General features: G+C 69.7%; 15 protein-coding genes and 1 pseudogene. 10 read left to right on the top strand and 6 right to left on the bottom strand.

Annotation, left to right across the window (positions count from 1 at the left end; all coding sequences use genetic code 11):
• Positions 1-5 precede the first annotated feature (5 nt).
• From dnaJ to ACIBVQ_RS10920, 4 genes and pseudogenes are all read left to right on the top strand, one after another.
• Complete coding sequence (gene dnaJ, locus ACIBVQ_RS10935; RefSeq protein WP_352010959.1) at positions 6-1,193, top strand: molecular chaperone DnaJ; 1,188 nt, start codon at positions 6-8, stop codon at positions 1,191-1,193.
• 2 nt (positions 1,194-1,195) lie between these two features.
• Positions 1,196-1,448, top strand: a pseudogene (locus tag ACIBVQ_RS10930) (heat shock protein transcriptional repressor HspR); the annotation flags it as partial.
• A gap of 178 nt (positions 1,449-1,626) precedes the next feature.
• Positions 1,627-4,212, top strand: a complete 2,586-nt coding sequence (gene clpB / locus ACIBVQ_RS10925; RefSeq protein WP_362912472.1) for an ATP-dependent chaperone ClpB — start codon at positions 1,627-1,629, stop codon at positions 4,210-4,212.
• Between the two features lie 88 nt (positions 4,213-4,300).
• Positions 4,301-5,041, top strand: a complete 741-nt coding sequence (locus ACIBVQ_RS10920) for a hypothetical protein (RefSeq protein ID WP_386195044.1) — start codon at positions 4,301-4,303, stop codon at positions 5,039-5,041.
• 45 nt (positions 5,042-5,086) lie between these two features.
• Here the strand turns inward: ACIBVQ_RS10920 and ACIBVQ_RS10915 are convergent, their stop codons facing one another.
• Positions 5,087-5,575, bottom strand: coding sequence for a hypothetical protein (locus ACIBVQ_RS10915; protein WP_399176963.1), 489 nt, complete (start codon positions 5,573-5,575; stop codon positions 5,087-5,089).
• Between the two features lie 220 nt (positions 5,576-5,795).
• Here ACIBVQ_RS10915 and ACIBVQ_RS10910 point away from each other — a divergent pair, with 220 nt between their 5' ends.
• Complete coding sequence (locus tag ACIBVQ_RS10910; RefSeq protein WP_399176961.1) at positions 5,796-6,395, top strand: hypothetical protein; 600 nt, start codon at positions 5,796-5,798, stop codon at positions 6,393-6,395.
• Here the strand turns inward: ACIBVQ_RS10910 and ACIBVQ_RS10905 are convergent.
• Both ACIBVQ_RS10905 and ACIBVQ_RS10900 read right to left on the bottom strand, forming a co-directional pair.
• A complete protein-coding gene (locus ACIBVQ_RS10905) occupies positions 6,371-7,009 on the bottom strand; it encodes a TetR/AcrR family transcriptional regulator (protein WP_399177457.1) in 639 nt (212 codons plus the stop codon). The two genes, ACIBVQ_RS10910 and ACIBVQ_RS10905, sit on opposite strands and share 25 nt — an antisense overlap.
• Before the next feature lie 117 nt (positions 7,010-7,126).
• Positions 7,127-8,239, bottom strand: coding sequence for a CapA family protein (locus tag ACIBVQ_RS10900; protein ID WP_352010964.1), 1,113 nt, complete (start codon positions 8,237-8,239; stop codon positions 7,127-7,129).
• Positions 8,240-8,386: 147 nt separating this feature from the next.
• Here ACIBVQ_RS10900 and ACIBVQ_RS10895 point away from each other — a divergent pair, with 147 nt between their 5' ends.
• From ACIBVQ_RS10895 to ACIBVQ_RS10880, 4 genes are all read left to right on the top strand, one after another.
• The gene (locus tag ACIBVQ_RS10895; RefSeq protein WP_352010965.1) at positions 8,387-8,806 is read left to right on the top strand and encodes a Fur family transcriptional regulator; all 420 of its coding nucleotides are present in this window, start codon (positions 8,387-8,389) and stop codon (positions 8,804-8,806) included.
• Between the two features lie 21 nt (positions 8,807-8,827).
• The gene (locus ACIBVQ_RS10890) at positions 8,828-10,279 is read left to right on the top strand and encodes a catalase (protein ID WP_386195038.1); all 1,452 of its coding nucleotides are present in this window, start codon (positions 8,828-8,830) and stop codon (positions 10,277-10,279) included.
• A 243-nt stretch (positions 10,280-10,522) separates the two neighbouring features.
• Entirely contained in the window at positions 10,523-11,077 is a 555-nt protein-coding gene (locus ACIBVQ_RS10885) for an HD domain-containing protein (protein WP_352011281.1), read from the top strand.
• A gap of 135 nt (positions 11,078-11,212) precedes the next feature.
• A complete protein-coding gene (locus tag ACIBVQ_RS10880) occupies positions 11,213-12,034 on the top strand; it encodes a Rieske 2Fe-2S domain-containing protein (RefSeq protein ID WP_386195036.1) in 822 nt (273 codons plus the stop codon).
• Between the two features lie 58 nt (positions 12,035-12,092).
• Here the strand turns inward: ACIBVQ_RS10880 and ACIBVQ_RS10875 are convergent, their stop codons facing one another.
• Positions 12,093-12,320, bottom strand: a complete 228-nt coding sequence (locus tag ACIBVQ_RS10875) for a hypothetical protein (RefSeq protein ID WP_352010968.1) — start codon at positions 12,318-12,320, stop codon at positions 12,093-12,095.
• Between the two features lie 29 nt (positions 12,321-12,349).
• Positions 12,350-13,105, bottom strand: coding sequence for a sulfite exporter TauE/SafE family protein (locus tag ACIBVQ_RS10870; RefSeq protein ID WP_386195034.1), 756 nt, complete (start codon positions 13,103-13,105; stop codon positions 12,350-12,352).
• Between the two features lie 154 nt (positions 13,106-13,259).
• On the opposite strand from ACIBVQ_RS10870, the gene ACIBVQ_RS10865 reads away from it, so the two are divergent.
• The gene (locus tag ACIBVQ_RS10865; RefSeq protein WP_352010970.1) at positions 13,260-13,868 is read left to right on the top strand and encodes a response regulator transcription factor; all 609 of its coding nucleotides are present in this window, start codon (positions 13,260-13,262) and stop codon (positions 13,866-13,868) included.
• Here the strand turns inward: ACIBVQ_RS10865 and ACIBVQ_RS10860 are convergent.
• Entirely contained in the window at positions 13,809-15,482 is a 1,674-nt protein-coding gene (locus tag ACIBVQ_RS10860) for a sensor histidine kinase (RefSeq protein WP_399176956.1), read from the bottom strand. The genes ACIBVQ_RS10865 and ACIBVQ_RS10860 overlap by 60 nt on opposite strands.
• Positions 15,483-15,540: the final 58 nt, after the last annotated feature.

Raw genomic sequence — 15,540 nt, 5'->3', positions numbered from 1 at the left:
CTGAGATGAGCACCAAGGACTACCTGGAGAAGGACTACTACGCCGTCCTTGGTGTGCCCAAGACCGCCACCGCCGAAGAGATCAAGAAGGCGTACCGGAAGCTGGCCAGGCAGTACCACCCGGACGCCAACCAAGGCAGCACGGAGACCGAGTCGAAGTTCAAGGAGGTCTCCGAGGCCTACGACATCCTGTCCGACACCAAGCGCCGCAAGGAGTACGACGAGGCGCGGACGCTGTTCGGATCAGGACTCGGCGGCTACGCGGGGGCCGGGGGGGCCTCGCGTGGGGGTGGGTTCCCCTTCGACCTGGGAGACCTGTTCGGAGGCACCCAGCAGGGCGGCACGGGCGGCGGGGGTGGCATCGGCGACATCTTCGGAGGCATCTTCAACCGGGGTGGCGCCCAGCGTTCCGGGGGGACGACCACGAGGGCGCGGCGTGGCCAGGACATCGAGTCCGAGGTCACGCTCTCCTTCGGCCAGGCGGTCGAGGGGACCACGGTCTCGCTCCGCCTGACCAGTTCCTCGGCCTGTACGGCCTGCGCGGGCACGGGGGCGAAGGCCGGGACGACCCCGAGGGTCTGCCCGACCTGCGAGGGCACCGGGGCTGCCAGCAGGAACCTCGGCAACTTCGCCTTCTCCGAGCCGTGCCGTGACTGCAAGGGCAGAGGGCTGCTGGTCGACAACCCGTGCGAGGTCTGCGAGGGCAGCGGACGGGGCAAGAGCACCCGGACGATCCAGGCGCGCATCCCGGCGGGGGTCGGAGACGGTCAGCGCATCAAGATCAAGGCCAAGGGCGCACCGGGCGAGAACGGCGGTCCCGCCGGTGACCTGTACGTCCAGATCCACGTCAAGCCGCACCCTGTCTTCGGCAGGACCGGCGAGAATCTGACGATCACCGTGCCCGTCACCTTCACCGAGGCGGCGCTCGGGGCCGAGATCAAGGTGCCGATCCTGAAGGGGTTGCCGGTCACACTGCGCATCCCCGAGGGCACGCCCAACGGCCGCACCTTCCGGGTGCGGGGCAGGGGTGTGGCCCGCAAGGACGGCACGAAGGGCGACCTGCTCGTCACGGTCGAGGTCCTGGTGCCTCAACAGCTGGAGGACAAGGCCAGGGGGGCCCTTGAGGACTTCCGCGACGCGACGGCTGGTGGTGACCCCAGAGCCGAGCTCATCGAACTGGCCAGAAGCGAGTAGCCATGGACGCCAACTACTTCGACCTGTCGGACGACACCCCCGTATATGTGATCTCGGTGGCGGCCCAGCTGTCCGGCCTCCATCCCCAGACCCTGCGCCAGTACGACCGTCTCGGCCTGGTCAGTCCGGGCCGTACGGCGGGGCGTGGACGCCTGTACTCGACACGCGACATCGTCATGCTCCGCGAGGTGCAGCGGCTCTCCCAGGAGGAGGGCATCAACCTCGCGGGCATCAAACGCATCCTGGCGCTGGAGACCGAGGCACTGCGCCTTCGTGACGAGAACCATCGCCTGCGCGCGGAGATGGCCATGATCCGCGCCCTGATCCAGTACCAACTGCCGCCCGCCTGACACTCCAACTCGAAGGCCGGGGGGACATCATCGCGCCGGCCCGCCCGGCGCCGTAGCCGCCGAACGGAGCAAGGCAGACAAGCATGGACTACAAGCTCACCCAGAAGAGCCAGGAGGCTCTCTCCTCAGCGATCAGGCGGGCGGCCGCCGAGGGCAACCCCGAGGTCGCCCCCGCCCACCTGTTCACCTCGCTGCTCGCCCAGACCGGCGGCACCGCCGTACCCCTGCTTGAGGCCGTCGGCGCCGACTGGAAGAAGCTGCGCACCGAGGCGGAGACGCAGCTGGCGGCCCTGCCGAAGGCGCAGGGTTCGACGGTCAGCGCCCCGTCCAGCTCGCGGCAGCTGCTGACGGTGCTGAACACCGCCGCCCAGCGGGCGACCCAGCTTGAGGACCTGTACGTCTCGACCGAGCACCTCCTGGTCGGCCTCGCCGCGGACGGCGGCCCGGTCGCCGAGCTGCTCAGGCGCAACGGGGCGACCCCGAACGCCCTGCTCGACGCCTTCGAGAAGGTTCGCGGGCACGCCAGGGTGACCAGCGAGACGCCCGAGGACACCTACCAGGCGCTGGAGAAGTACGGCGTCGACCTGACCGAGCGGGCCAGGGCGGGCAAGCTGGACCCGGTGATCGGCCGTGACTCGGAGATCCGCAGGGTGATCCAGGTGCTCAGCCGCAGGACCAAGAACAACCCGGTGCTGATCGGTGAGCCCGGCGTCGGCAAGACCGCCGTCGTCGAGGGGCTGGCCCAGCGGATCGTCGCGGGCGACGTGCCCTCAAGCCTGCGCGACAAGCGCCTGGTCGCACTCGACCTGGGCGCGATGGTCGCCGGGGCGAAGTACCGCGGTGAGTTCGAGGAGCGCCTCAAGGCCGTGCTCGGCGAGATCAAGGAGAGCGACGGGCAGGTCATCACCTTCATCGACGAGCTGCACACCATGGTCGGCGCGGGCGCGGCCGAGGGCGCCATGGACGCGGGCAACATGCTCAAGCCCATGCTGGCCCGCGGCGAGCTGCGGATGATCGGCGCGACGACGCTCGACGAGTACCGCGAGCGGATCGAGAAGGACCCCGCCCTCGAACGGCGTTTCCAGCAGGTCTACGTCGGCGAGCCGACCGTCGAGGACACCATCGCGATCCTGCGCGGCCTCAAGGGCCGCTACGAGGCCCACCACCAGGTGCAGATCGCCGACGGCGCGCTGGTGGCCGCCGCGGCGCTGTCCGACCGCTACATCACCTCCCGGTTCCTGCCGGACAAGGCGATCGACCTCGTCGACGAGGCCGCCTCCCGGCTGCGCATGGAGATCGACTCCCGTCCCGTGGAGATCGACCAGCTCCAGCGGAACGTGGACCGGATGAAGATGGAGGAGCTGGCGCTCGCCAAGGAGACCGACGAGAGCAGCCTGCAGCGCCTCGAACGGCTGCGCAGGGAGCTCGCCGACCGGCAGGAGGAGCTCAACGGCCTGGTCGGCCGCTGGGAGCGGGAGAAGGCGGGCCTGAACCGGGTCGGTGACCTGAAGAAGAAGCTCGACGAGGTGCGCGGTGCCGCCGAACGCGCCCAGCGCGACGGCGACTTCGAGGCCGCCTCCCGGCTGATGTACGCCGAGGTGCCCAGGCTGGAGGAGGAACTGGCCGAGGCGACCGCCGCCTCCCAGCCCGAGGACCCGATGGTCAAGGAGGAGGTCGGCCCGGACGACATCGCCCAGGTCATCTCCTCGTGGACGGGCATCCCCGCAGGCCGTCTGCTCGAAGGCGAGAGCTCCAAGCTGCTGCGCATGGAGGACGAGCTCGGCAGGCGCCTGATCGGCCAGCGTCAGGCCGTGCAGGCGGTCTCCGACGCCGTACGGCGCGCCCGCGCGGGCATCGCCGACCCCGACCGGCCGACCGGAAGCTTCCTGTTCCTCGGCCCGACCGGCGTCGGCAAGACCGAGCTCGCCAAGTCGCTGGCCGACTTCCTGTTCGACGACGAGCGGGCGATGGTCCGCATCGACATGAGCGAGTACGGCGAGAAGCACAGTGTGGCGCGTCTCGTGGGCGCCCCTCCCGGCTACGTCGGCTACGAGGAGGGCGGCCAGCTCACCGAGGCGGTCCGGCGCAGGCCGTACGGCGTGGTGCTGCTCGACGAGGTGGAGAAGGCCCACCCCGAGGTCTTCGACATCCTGCTCCAGGTGCTCGACGACGGGCGGCTGACCGACGGGCAGGGCAGGACCGTCGACTTCCGCAACGTGATCCTGATCCTCACCTCCAACATCGGCTCGCAGTTCCTGGTGGACCCGGGCCTCGACAAGGAGACCCAGCGCAAGGCGGTGCTGGACACGGTCAGGAGTTCCTTCAAGCCGGAGTTCCTCAACCGGCTCGACGAGGTCATCCTGTTCGACGCGCTCGGCACCGAGGAGCTGTCCAGGATCGTCGACCTGCAGGTGGCCCACCTGGCCAGGCGCCTTGCCGACCGGAGGCTGACGCTGACGGTCACCCCGGCCGCGCGTGACTGGCTGGCGCTGACCGGCTACGACCCCCTGTACGGCGCGCGTCCGCTACGCCGTCTGGTGCAGTCGGCGATCGGCGACACGCTGGCCAAGAAGGTGCTGGCCGGGGAGATCCAGGACGGTGACGAGGTTCTGGTCGATCTCGACGAGAAGGGGGACACCCTGGTCGTGGGACCGTCGGCAAGAGTTTGACCAGCATCGGTCCAAACGCTCCCGGCGCAGGGCTCTTCCTGTTACTTTCAGCATTCTTCCGACAACCGAAAGTAACAGGGAGACGCGCATGTCGAACGGGTCACGCAAGACCCGCGGGATCCTCGCGGGGGCGGTGCTCAGCACCGCCCTCGTCGGTGGACTCGCGGCCGGGTTCGGACTTCCGGCGGCTGCTTCGGCCTCCGTCGTGGACTCGCTGGTGCCATGCCTGCTGCAGGCGCCCGGGACCGCACCGACGGTCTGTGAGGGAACCAACGATTTCCTGGACGCGCAGCGGACGACGGTCGCCAACGGGCTCGCGGCCGGGAAGGCTCCACTGCGGGTCACCGACAAGGTGATAGCCCCTCAGGCGGCGAACGCGCTCTCGTTCGCCAAGAACCTCTTCGGTCTGGTGAACGAGGTCGTCGCCGCCGAGGGCATCATGGACCCCAAGTACAGCAACTTCGCCAAGAACGCCACTGAGTCCGCCAGGACCCAGTCGGTCAGCGTCGCCGAGGGCAACCTGTCCGACCCACCCGCCTACGGTGTGAGCGTCGGCGAGACGCGCAAGAACGTCAACGCCGGCCGTCCGCAGTCGGCCCCCGTGCCACCGGAGACCCACGGCCGGTCGGACAACCCCTACGAGCTGACGCCGCTGCCCCGCCCCGCCTCGGCCAGGGAGATCGGCGACGAGCGCCCCTCGGCCGAGCCGGAGCAGTACGTCCAGCCGCCCGTCACCCGGCCCGCGGCTCCGAAGCCGGCGCCGAAGCCTCAGCTGCTGTCCCCGCTGGGAACGCTGCTTCCGCTCCTGGGCCTGGGCGGCCTGGGATGACCTGCGGGCCGTGGCTCTCTCTGCGCGGGGACCACGGCCCGACCCTCAGCGCGAGAGGTCGAGCAGCGCGTCCAGCTCGTCCTCGGGAAGCCCCAGATCGACCCTGATCCGGTAACGGGTACGCAGTAGAGCCGTGTGCTCCCCGCTGTCCTGCACCGCCCTGTGCGCCCCCTCAGTGGCCCACAGATGCGCCTGCCGCAGATCGCCGTAGGCGACGAGGGTCTCGGCGACCGTGAGAGCGGTCGCGGCTGTCACCTCCCCCTCATGTCTGATCGTCTCGATGACCTGCCGTGCCTCGTCCGGCCGTTCGAGCTCGAAGAGGGTGTCGGCGATGCCCGCCCTCGGATCGACGCCCACCTCCCCACCGTCGTCCACGGCCCGCTGGAAGCAGACGAGGGCATGGGCCGGCTGCCCGGCCTGCCGCCACTCCTCGGCGGCGAGCACCAGGATCGCGGCCCGCGAGATGTCTCCGGACACGTACTCCTCGACCAGCCCTTCCAACCGCCGGGCGAGGTCTCCGTGATCGTCGGCCAAAAGTGCCTGCTCAAGCAACCGATCAAGTTGCCCACGTGTCACATGCGCCACATCGCGAGAGTAGCGAGCGGCGCTTGGTTTCGTCCGCACAACGGCAGGTATTCCTTCATCCACCAGTTGTAAACGATTGACTACCAAGCGCGTGTTTCGCCAGGAAAGCGGGCATATGGCAGGCGTCTCCTGCTCGTGGAGCGTTATGTTCGGAGGGGCTGCGATGGGCATGTCCAAGCAGACAACCTTCACTCTGACCTTCCTCGCCGGACTCTCCGTGATCGTCCCGGGGTGTGCCGGATACCTCTCTGCGAGGATGGACGCCGTCGAACGGGCGCATCGTGAGCTCGTCTCCCTGGAGAGCCGGATACGTCAGGAACAGCTCATCCCGCCGGTGGCCGAGGCGGAGGACTCCCCGGCACGGTTCCGCAACGAGACGGTCGCCGTACCGGGCGTGACGTTGTGCGGCCCCGGAGAGCGCGCGCGGGCGGACAACCGCAGGGAGCGGGGGACCGGAACCCTCGCCGGCGGCGCCCGGACGCCCGACGCCACCTCCGACGGCCGCCCGGGGATCGTCTCCGGGGCACGGGTTTCCGCCTCGGCGGGGGCCTCGGTCACCGAGGCCGCGCAGGCGCGGGCCGCGGAGCGCGAGCAACGACGCAGGCACCGGCAGGAACGGCTGTGCGCGGCGGCTCAGGAAGAGCCCGCGGCCGACGCCCCCGCCGGCACCTCCGGCGGGGCCTCTGACAGAGCCTCCGACAGGGCCTCTGACGGGGCCCCGGCCGACCCCGTGAGCGGCTCCTCTCAGGCGGAGGCTCCGGCGAACTGACGGTTTAGATAGCCCCTGATCAGGCGTTTCGCCTCGGCGATGATCTGGGGGTCGCCCTCGGAGTCACGCCGGAAGGCCAGTTTCAGCACCGCGTCGGCGGCCTCGACCGCGACGAGGATGACCAGGTCCAGCTCCTCGCTGTCGGTCAGGCCGTATTCCTGGAGCAGGAGGCCGCGCAGCCTGCCCGCGATCACCGTGTTGCTGTCGGAGACCCCGTCGAGCAGGTTGAGGCCGACGACGTCGCCGAAGTGCAGGACGCCGAAACCTGGAACGGTCCTGTGCATGTCGACGTACTCGTCGATGATCGCGTCGACCGCGTCCCACCAGCCGCCGTAGTCCTCCGACAGGAAGCGCCTGCCGACTCGGGAGACGAACCGTTCGACATGGCGCCTGGTCACCGCCTGGGTGATGGCCCGCTTGTCGGGAAAGAACTGGTAGATCGAACCGATCGCGACACCCGCGCGTTCGGCGATCCTGGTGGTCGAAAGCGCCTCGTATCCGATCTCGTCCAGCAGTTCGGCACAGGCGTCGAGCATCTTCTCGACACGGCGTGCGCTGCGTCGCTGGGTCGGCTGGCGCCGCAGCGGGGCCTCACATGTCTCCTCGGCAGGCATGGTCACCCACCCATCTTGCCCGCCCGTCCCCCTTCCGGTCAGGTTCTCTCTGTCAATCGCATGATTTTCCCCGTACATCCCATATGAGCCCTGTCAATTTCCGGCCCGTCCGGGGGGTCAGCTCGGGGTCGGCGTCAGGCCCGTGCAGCCGCGCAGCGCCTTCCAGTTCGCCGTCGCCCGCTGTCCGTTCGTACCGGTGACCGGGACGGGGACGCCGCCCTGGATGGTCGCCGGGGTCCAGCGATCCTTGATCACCCGGCGCCCGTTGATCGTCAGGGTGAGGACACCGGTCCTGCCGGTCTCCGGCCCCCAGTTGTAGAAGACGAAGTTGCCCATGCCGTAGTTGACGTAGCCCCTGCCGAGGTAGCCGCTGCCGAGCAGGATGTGCGCGTGCCCGCCGACCACGACGTCGGCGCCCGCCGCGACCAGCTTGGGGGCCAGTGAGCGCTGGGCCTCGTTCGGGCACTTCTGCAGCTCGGTGCCCCAGTGCAGATGGACGATCACCGTGTCGGAGTTCTTGCGCGCCTTGCGCACCTCCTGCAGCAGCCGTGCCTCGTTCTTGGCGGAGGCCAGACCGCCCTGCTGGTCGGTAGCGGTCCACGCCTGGATGAACTCGGCGTCGAGCACCTGGGTCGCGCCGATGACGGCCACCCGGTTGCCGTTCACCGTGGTCCGCCACGGCTTGTAGGCCTCGGCGGCGTTCCTGCCGATGCCGACGACCGGGAACCTGGAACGTTTGATCGCGGCCAGCGAGTCGGCCAGGCCGCTCTGCATGTAGTCCATGCCGTGGTTGTTGGCCATGGACGCCACGTCGACCCCCGCCGCCTTCAGCGCGGTCAGCGCGCTGGCCGGGGCGCGGAAGGTGTACTGCTTGCCGGGCGCCGGGGTCCCGCCGGTGGTGATCGCGGTCTCCAGGTTCACCATCGCGATGTCGGCGGCGCCGAGCACCTTGGCGATGGGGCCGAGGGCGGTCTTCGGGTTGGCGTTGAGCCTGCTGCGCAGCACCCCCTCGAAGTGCACGTCCCCTCCGAAGGAGATGGTGTACGGCCTGCGTTCCGGTTTGGTCTCCGGCTCGGTGGTGGAGGAGGAGACCGGCTTCTCGACGACGTCGGGCGTGCTCCCCGAGGCTTCCGGGGTGGCCGATTCGGCCGCTGAGCAGGCCGTACCGAGGAGGGCTGAGGCTGCGACGACCGCGGCCACTGTGAGGCGGCGGGGGATATACGTGTTCATCGCTATCCGAGGATGCCATCCCGGCCTCGCGATGGGGAACAGGCAGGCCGTGATGACCCTAAGCAGACAAAGCGGTTACCCGATCCAGACAAAATGGAATACGTCAATTGGTTGAATCGTTCAGGTTTGGTGCATAACGTGGATTCCATGGAGGACGAGGACCGGCTCCGACAGGCGGGCCTACGGGTGACCGCGGCGCGCCTGGCGATCATGCAGACCGTACGGGAGGGCGATCATCTTGACGTGGACGCCGTCCACCGAGGCGTACGGGAGCGGGTGGGTCATGTCTCCCTGCAAGCCGTCTACGACTCCCTTCACGCGCTGCATCGTGAGGGGTTGCTGCGCCGGGTCGAACCGGCGGGCAGCCCCGCCCGATACGAGACGCGGGTCGGTGACAACCATCACCACCTCGTCTGCAGACGGTGTGGGCGGGTCGCCGACGTTGACTGCGCCGTCGGACACGCCCCATGCCTCGACCCCGCCTCGGACGCCGGCTATCTGGTCGACGAGGCGGACGTCATCTACTGGGGCGTGTGTCCCGAGTGTCGTTCCGAAGATGCTCGATGAAGAGAACCCGGAGGACCGATCATGAGCACCAGGCCCACTACCACGACCGATGCCGGAATCCCCGCCCCCAGTGACGAGCACTCCCAGTCGGTCGGACCGAACGGGCCCCTGCTGCTGCAGGACCACTACCTGATCCAGAAGATGGCCCACTTCAACCGGGAACGGGTTCCCGAGCGGGTGGTCCACGCCAAGGGTGGTGGCGCCCACGGCATCCTTCAGATCACCGAGGACGTCAGCCAGTTCACCAGGGCCGGACTGTTCCAGAAGGGCAAGGAGACCCCGCTCTTCCTGCGCTTCTCCTCGGTCGCCGGGGAACTCGGCAGCGCCGACACCCAGCGTGACCCGCGCGGGTTCGCGATCAAGTTCTACACCGAAGAGGGCAACTACGACATCGTCGGCAACAACACGCCGATCTTCTTCATCCGCGACCCGCAGAAGTTCTCCGACTTCATCCACAGCCAGAAGCGCCGCGCGGACACCAACCTCCGCGACCACAACATCCAGTGGGACTTCTGGACGCTCTCCCCGGAGAGCGCCCACCAGGTCACCTTCCTGATGACCGACCGCGGCACCCCGGCCTCCTGGCGGCATATGCACGGCTTCGGCTCGCACACGTTCCTGTGGTACAACGCGGCCGGTGAGAAGTTCTGGATCAAGTACCACTTCAAGACCGACCAGGGCATCAAGAACCTGACCGACGCCGAGGCGGGCGCGCTCGTCGCGCAGGACGCCGACCACCACATCCGCGACCTGCACACCGCGATCAAGAACGGCGACCATCCGTCCTGGACGGTCAACGTCCAGGTCATGCCGTTCGAGGACGCCGCCGACTACCGGTTCAACCCGTTCGACCTGACCAAGGTGTGGCCGCACTCCGACTACCCCGAGATCACGATCGGCAAGTTCGTCCTGAACCGGAACCCGGAGAACTACTTCGCCGAGGTCGAGCAGTCGGGCTTCGAGCCCGCCAACCTCGTGCCCGGCATCGGCCCCTCCCCGGACAAGATGCTCCAGGGACGGCTGTTCTCCTACCCGGACGCCCACCGCTACCGCATCGGCACCAACTATCTGCAGCTGCCGATCAACCGGCCGCTCTCGCCCGTCCACAGCTACAACAAGGACGGCCAGATGGCCTTCAACAACCCGGGGGACCCGGTCTACGCCCCCAACACCGTCGGCGGCCCCGTGGCCGACCCGGCGCTGTACGCGGGCGAGGACTACCACGTCAGCGGTGAGATCATCCGCTCCGCCTACACCCTGCACCGCGAGGACGACGACTACGTCCAGCCGCGCGCGCTGTGGGAGAACGTGCTGTCCGACACCGACCGCTCCCACCTGGTGAGCAACGTCGTCGGCCACGCCTCGGCCCCCGAGGTGACGGACGAGATGAAGAAGCGTGTCGTCGAGTACTGGACCAACATCCACAAGGACCTGGGCCAGGGCGTCGCCCAGGGGCTCGGCGTCACCGAGTGACGACGTCACGGCCCGCGCCGGCTCTCCGGCGCGGGCCGTGCGCCGTCATGCCGTGCCGTACGGCACGCGACACGCGGGGTGCCCGCCGTACGGCGGGAAAGGCGTGTTCAGCGGGGTCGTGGTCACTCTGGGTCCCGTGTCATCGCCTGACCGTCCGATGACCGGCGAGCGGCGCGCACTAGGCTTGCGCGCGTGACCACCCCTCCAGAACAGGACCGCCTCCACGCCCAGCTCACCTTCGCCATGGAGATCGACAAGCTCAGACGCGTCGTTCGCCGTAACACCCTCATGGACGGGTCCCGGCGGGAGAACGACGCCGAGCACTCGTGGTACGTCGGGATGCTGGCCATGATCCTGGCCGAGCACGCGCCGCCGGGCACCGACATGGACAAGGTCGTCGCGATGCTGCTCGTCCATGACATCGTCGAGATCGACGCGGGAGACACCTTCATCTACGACGCCGGGGCCGTCGAGGCCCAGCTCGGCATCGAACGCAAGGCGGCCGACCGCATCTTCGGCCTGCTCCCCGAGGACCAGTCGACGCGGCTGCGCGCGCTGTGGGACGAGTTCGAGGAGCGCGAGACCGCGGAGGCGAAGTTCGCCAAGGCCCTCGACAGGATCGCGCCGATCATGGCCAACCACCACAACGAGGGTGGCACCTGGTCGTTGTACAAGGTGACGGCCGACCAGGTCCTGGAGAAGGTGAAGATCATCGAGGAGGGTTCGCCGACGCTCGGCTCCTACGCCAAGGAGATCATCGAGCTCTCTGTCAGCCGGGGGCACCTGGCGCGTGCGTGATGCGGTTCCCGGGTAGGTCCCTAAAGGGTTGAGAAGGGGGCGATCGTGAAGGAATCAGTCAAAACGAACCGCCGCAGTTTCCGGCATCTCGTACCCCCGGTCGACATCGCCGGCCGTATCGAACGGTCGGAGAGGATGGACAGGCCCATCCGGGTCCTGGCCAAGGCCGTACGGCAGCGCATCGGCCCGGGGTGGCTGCGCGACCTGCTGCACGGGGTGCCGACGGGGAAACCGCTCCATCCACCGCTCACCGACCTCAGCCTGGGCTGCTGGCTGGCGACCGCGGTGCTCGACCTGGCCGGGGCCGACCCCCGCGCGGCGCGCGCCGTGCTCGCCACGGGCATCGCGGGGGCGATTCCCACCGCGGCCTCCGGGATCACCGACTGGTCGGCGCTCCACCGGGAGCAGCAGCGGGTGGGGTTCGTGCACGCGATCGCCAACGTCACCGCGCTGGGACTGTACGTGGGTTCCCTGGCCCTCCGGCTCGCCGGGCACGACAGGCGCGGCAAACTGCTGTCGTTCATCGGCCTGGGCGCCGCGGGCGCGGGCGGTTACCTCGGGGGGCACCTGGCCTACCGGCAGGCCGCGGGCTCCAACCACGCCGAGTCGGTCGCCCACCTCGTCCCGCTGGGCTGGCACGACCTGTGTGAGCTCAAGGACCTGCCGGAGGGGCGTCCCGTGGCCAGGCGTCTCGGCTACATCGACCTGTTCGTGCTGAGGGTCGGCGAGGGGGTCACCGTGCTCGCCGACCACTGTTCCCACCTGGCCGGGCCGCTGCACCAGGGTCAGCTGATCTCCGACGACGGCATGGTCTGCGTGGTGTGCCCGTGGCACGGCAGCGCCTTCCGCCTGGCGGACGGCACCGTCGCCCACGGTCCGGCCACGGCGCCGCAGCCGTACTTCGAGACCCGGATCCGCCGTGACGGCGTGCTCCAGGTCCGTCCTGCTCCGATCTGACCGCCCCCGCACCGGCCGTACGGTGTCCGGGCCGCCTCATGGGGAGGCGGCCCGGCGGTCAGTCCGCCTCGCCGTCGGCGGGGTGTTCGACCAGGGCGAGAATCCTGCTGGACATGAAGCGGGCGGTGCGCACCGCCGTACCACTGCGGGTGACCTCGGTGACCTCGATCACGCCGCCCCGGCTGTTGGCCACCTCGACGCGGCGGCCCGCGCGGGTGGCGACGACTTCGTAGGTACGCGAGCTGTCACCCGCGTCGATAACGATCTCTACCCGATCGCCTTTCATGCCTGATTCATGCCCATTAACGGGAGAATCTAGGCGTATATCAACTTGACCATCGCCACGATGCCGACGACGACGATGATCCCGCGCAGCACCGGGGCGGGCAGTTTCCTGCCGAACCTCGCACCGAAGAAACCGCCGATCGTCGCACCGAGCGCGACCAGCGCGACCGCCCGCCAGTCCACGTCCGCGACCAGGACGAACAGCAGGGCCGCGGTCCCGTTGACCAGCAGCGCGAGCACGTTCTTCGCGGCGTTGATCCGCTGCAGGTCCTCGTCGAGGACGCTGCCGAGCAGCCCGATGAGCAGCACCCCCTGGGCCGCGCCGAAGTAGCCGCCGTAGGCTCCGGCGCCCAGGACCCCCAGCCACAGCCACGGGCCACCGTGCGGATGGGCGTTCTCCCGCCGGGCGGCGAGCCACCGGTTGAGCCTTGGCTGGACGACCACCAGCACACACGACAGGCCGATCAGGATCGGGACCACGACGTTGAACGTCCTGGCGGGCAGGGAGAGCAGCAGCAGGCCGCCGATGAGCGACCCGACGACGGAGCCGACCCCCAGCCTGACGAGCCGGGCACGCTGGCCCTTCAGCTCCGCCCGGTAGCCGAGCACGCTGGTCAGCGACCCGGGAACCAGTCCGATGTTGTTGGAGACGTTCGCGACGACCGGCGGTATCCCCACCGCGACCATCGTCGGGAACGTGATCAGTGACCCCGAGCCGACGACGGCGTTGATGCCCCCGGCTCCGATTCCGGCCGCGAAGATCGCGACCGCCTCCCACGGTGTCATGCCTCTCCTCACTTGTACGGCTCGCGCCCGTGAACCGGTGCACTGCCTTACCGGATGCTAGGAGGAGAACGCTCTCCGCCCGGCGGCGGGGTGGGCGGTGCCCCCGTCAGGAACACCGGGATCATTGGCACGGAGGACGTGTTGAGGGGGGATCGTGATCGGGGTTCTGCTGGTCGAGGACATGCACCTCATCAGAGGGGCACTGGCCGCGCTGATCGGGCTTGAGGACGACATGCGGATCGTCGGGGAGGTGTCGACCGGGCGGGAGGCGGTCACGCTGGGGCTCGAACTCCGCCCCGAGGTGGTGGTGCTGGACATCCAGTTGCCGGGGGAGCTCGACGGGCTCGACGCGGCACGGGAGCTACGGGCGGGGGCGCCGGAGTGCGGGCTGCTCATGCTGACCTCGGCGGGCGGCACCGAGACCCTGCGCAGGGCGCTGGAGATCGGGGCGCGTGGATTCATGCTGAAGGACGCGCCGCCCGCCCGGCTGGCCGAGGCGATCCGGCGGGTCGCCTCGGGGGAGACCGTCGTCGACCCCGGCCTGGCCGCCGCGGCCATCACCGGCCGGCCGAACCCGCTGAGCCCGCGCGAGGCCGAGGTGCTGCGCCGGGCGGGCGAGGGCGCCGACCTGGCCGAGATCGCCGCCGAGCTGTTCCTCAGCAAGGGGACGGTGCGCAACTACCTCGGGGCGGTCGTCACGAAGCTAGACGCGCGCAACCGGCTCGACGCCGTCCGCATCGCCGCTGAGAACGGCTGGATATAGCACCACAAGCCGGTATTCACCGTCGGCGTACCCGGCGGTCAGCGTGCCTCCCGCCGCGGTGACCCGCGCGGTGAGGTTGGCCGTCCCTCTCCCGCCTCCCCCGGCGCCGGGAGGGCCGTGGACGCCGTCGTTGACGACCAGCAGCCCGTCCTCGGTGATCTCGATGAGGCAGTGACCGGCCTCGCTGTGCCGCAGCACGTTGGTGACGGCCTCCCGCAGGACGATCGCCGACAGCGCGTCGTCCCTGTCCGACTCCCTGCGGACGGTGACCTCGACGCCCGCCGCCCGCAGGACGGAGCAGGCCGAGTCGATCTCGGCGGCCAGCGAGAGCCGGGGGTCGGGCTCGGCCGGGATGTCCCGCAGCGCGGCCAGCGAGCGGCGGGCGATCGCGGCGATCTCCACGAGCTGCTCTCTCGCGTCCTCCTCCCCCTCCCGTACGGCCAGCTCGGCCTTGACCGTGATGGCGGAAAGCCCGTATCCGAGCAGGTCGTGGACGTCCCTGGAGATGCGCCTGCGCTCGTCGGCCGCCGCCAGCGCCGCCAGGGCCCGCTGGGCCCGCCTCGCCTGCAGGACCAGCGAGGTCTGTACGGCCAGCCCGTGGAACATGGCCGCGACGGCCACGGCGTCGAACGTCCAGTACAGGTTCTCCGCCGGAGCCTGCCCCCGTACGGCCAGCACGACCGCCAGCGCGGCCACGACCGCCCCGGCCACGGGCCACCAGGCCCGCCCGAGGGCCAGGAACCCGGCCACCGCGAACCCGGCCAGCTGTGGATGGGCCTGTCCCGGGAGCAGAAGCGTGACGGCCGTGAGCAGGAGCAGCAGGCAGGCGGTCCAGACGCCGTGTCCGGGGCGGGCGCCGTACGGGCGGGGCAGCGCGTGGTGCAGGTGCAGCCCGAGGATCCCGGCGGCGAGCAGGGAGAGGACCGGACGCCCACCGAGATAGATCAACGCCGTCACGAGATATCCGGCGTGCACCGCGACCAGGATCGGCAGTGCGAGCCTGGGCATGAGGTCCGGCTCGGGAGCCGCGGCCGCCGCCGGGCCCGGGACGGCGCGGGCCCGCGCGGCCGTCGCCCGGGAGACCTCGGCGATCTTCGCCGCCTCACCGCGTCCGGCGAGGGAGACGATCGTGGACAGGGCGGTCCCGAGGACGGAGTCCAGCTCCCGGGCGGCCCGTGAGCGCTCGTCGGAGACCGACCCGGCGGCCAGTTCCGCACGGGCCGCGTGGAGGGCGGCACGCGTGTCACCGAGCCGGGTCACCCCGAACAGGACAAGCCCCTGGCAGGCGGCGTTCAGCACCGCGAGCGTGATCCCGAACGGCGTCGCGGGCGCGAGCACCGCGGCTGTGACGGCGGCTGTGACGACCACGGTGGCGAACGCGCACCAGCGGGCCGTCCCGCGCAGGATCAGCAGCGCCGACGCCGCGACCATGCCCGCCGCAGCGGGGCCCGCCCAGGGCAGGAGCAGTGCCTGAACGGCCAGTGACCAGCGGCTTCGCCACGGCGTCAGGCAGTGCAGCACCTGCAGGGCGACGACGAGGGCGAACGGCGCGCTCGGCACCGGATGGAGCGGATCGAACGCGGCGCCGACGAGGACCACCACAACGATCAGCACTTTATGCACCATATGCCCTGATCGTGCATTCTCCACGTCGAACACAGGTGCAGGACAC

The sequence above is a fragment of the Streptosporangium sp. NPDC049376 genome, from assembly GCF_044466505.1.
In the GTDB taxonomy this organism is placed as follows: domain Bacteria; phylum Actinomycetota; class Actinomycetes; order Streptosporangiales; family Streptosporangiaceae; genus Streptosporangium.
Note: the sequence above shows the minus strand (reverse complement) of the source record. Positions and strands in the feature narration are given on the sequence as shown.

Excerpts from the sequence above, each read along its gene's own strand:
- dnaJ (WP_352010959.1), top strand. The coding sequence starts at position 6 with ATGAGCACCAAGGACTACCTGGAGAAGGACTACTACGCCGTCCTTGGT.
- clpB (WP_362912472.1), top strand. The coding sequence starts at position 1,627 with ATGGACTACAAGCTCACCCAGAAGAGCCAGGAGGCTCTCTCCTCAGCG.
- ACIBVQ_RS10920 (WP_386195044.1), top strand. The coding sequence starts at position 4,301 with ATGTCGAACGGGTCACGCAAGACCCGCGGGATCCTCGCGGGGGCGGTG.
- ACIBVQ_RS10910 (WP_399176961.1), top strand. The coding sequence starts at position 5,796 with ATGTCCAAGCAGACAACCTTCACTCTGACCTTCCTCGCCGGACTCTCC.
- ACIBVQ_RS10905 (WP_399177457.1), bottom strand. The coding sequence starts at position 7,009 with ATGCCTGCCGAGGAGACATGTGAGGCCCCGCTGCGGCGCCAGCCGACC.
- ACIBVQ_RS10900 (WP_352010964.1), bottom strand. The coding sequence starts at position 8,239 with ATGAACACGTATATCCCCCGCCGCCTCACAGTGGCCGCGGTCGTCGCA.
- ACIBVQ_RS10895 (WP_352010965.1), top strand. The coding sequence starts at position 8,387 with ATGGAGGACGAGGACCGGCTCCGACAGGCGGGCCTACGGGTGACCGCG.
- ACIBVQ_RS10890 (WP_386195038.1), top strand. The coding sequence starts at position 8,828 with ATGAGCACCAGGCCCACTACCACGACCGATGCCGGAATCCCCGCCCCC.
- ACIBVQ_RS10885 (WP_352011281.1), top strand. The coding sequence starts at position 10,523 with ATGGAGATCGACAAGCTCAGACGCGTCGTTCGCCGTAACACCCTCATG.
- ACIBVQ_RS10880 (WP_386195036.1), top strand. The coding sequence starts at position 11,213 with ATGGACAGGCCCATCCGGGTCCTGGCCAAGGCCGTACGGCAGCGCATC.
- ACIBVQ_RS10875 (WP_352010968.1), bottom strand. The coding sequence starts at position 12,320 with ATGAAAGGCGATCGGGTAGAGATCGTTATCGACGCGGGTGACAGCTCG.
- ACIBVQ_RS10870 (WP_386195034.1), bottom strand. The coding sequence starts at position 13,105 with ATGACACCGTGGGAGGCGGTCGCGATCTTCGCGGCCGGAATCGGAGCC.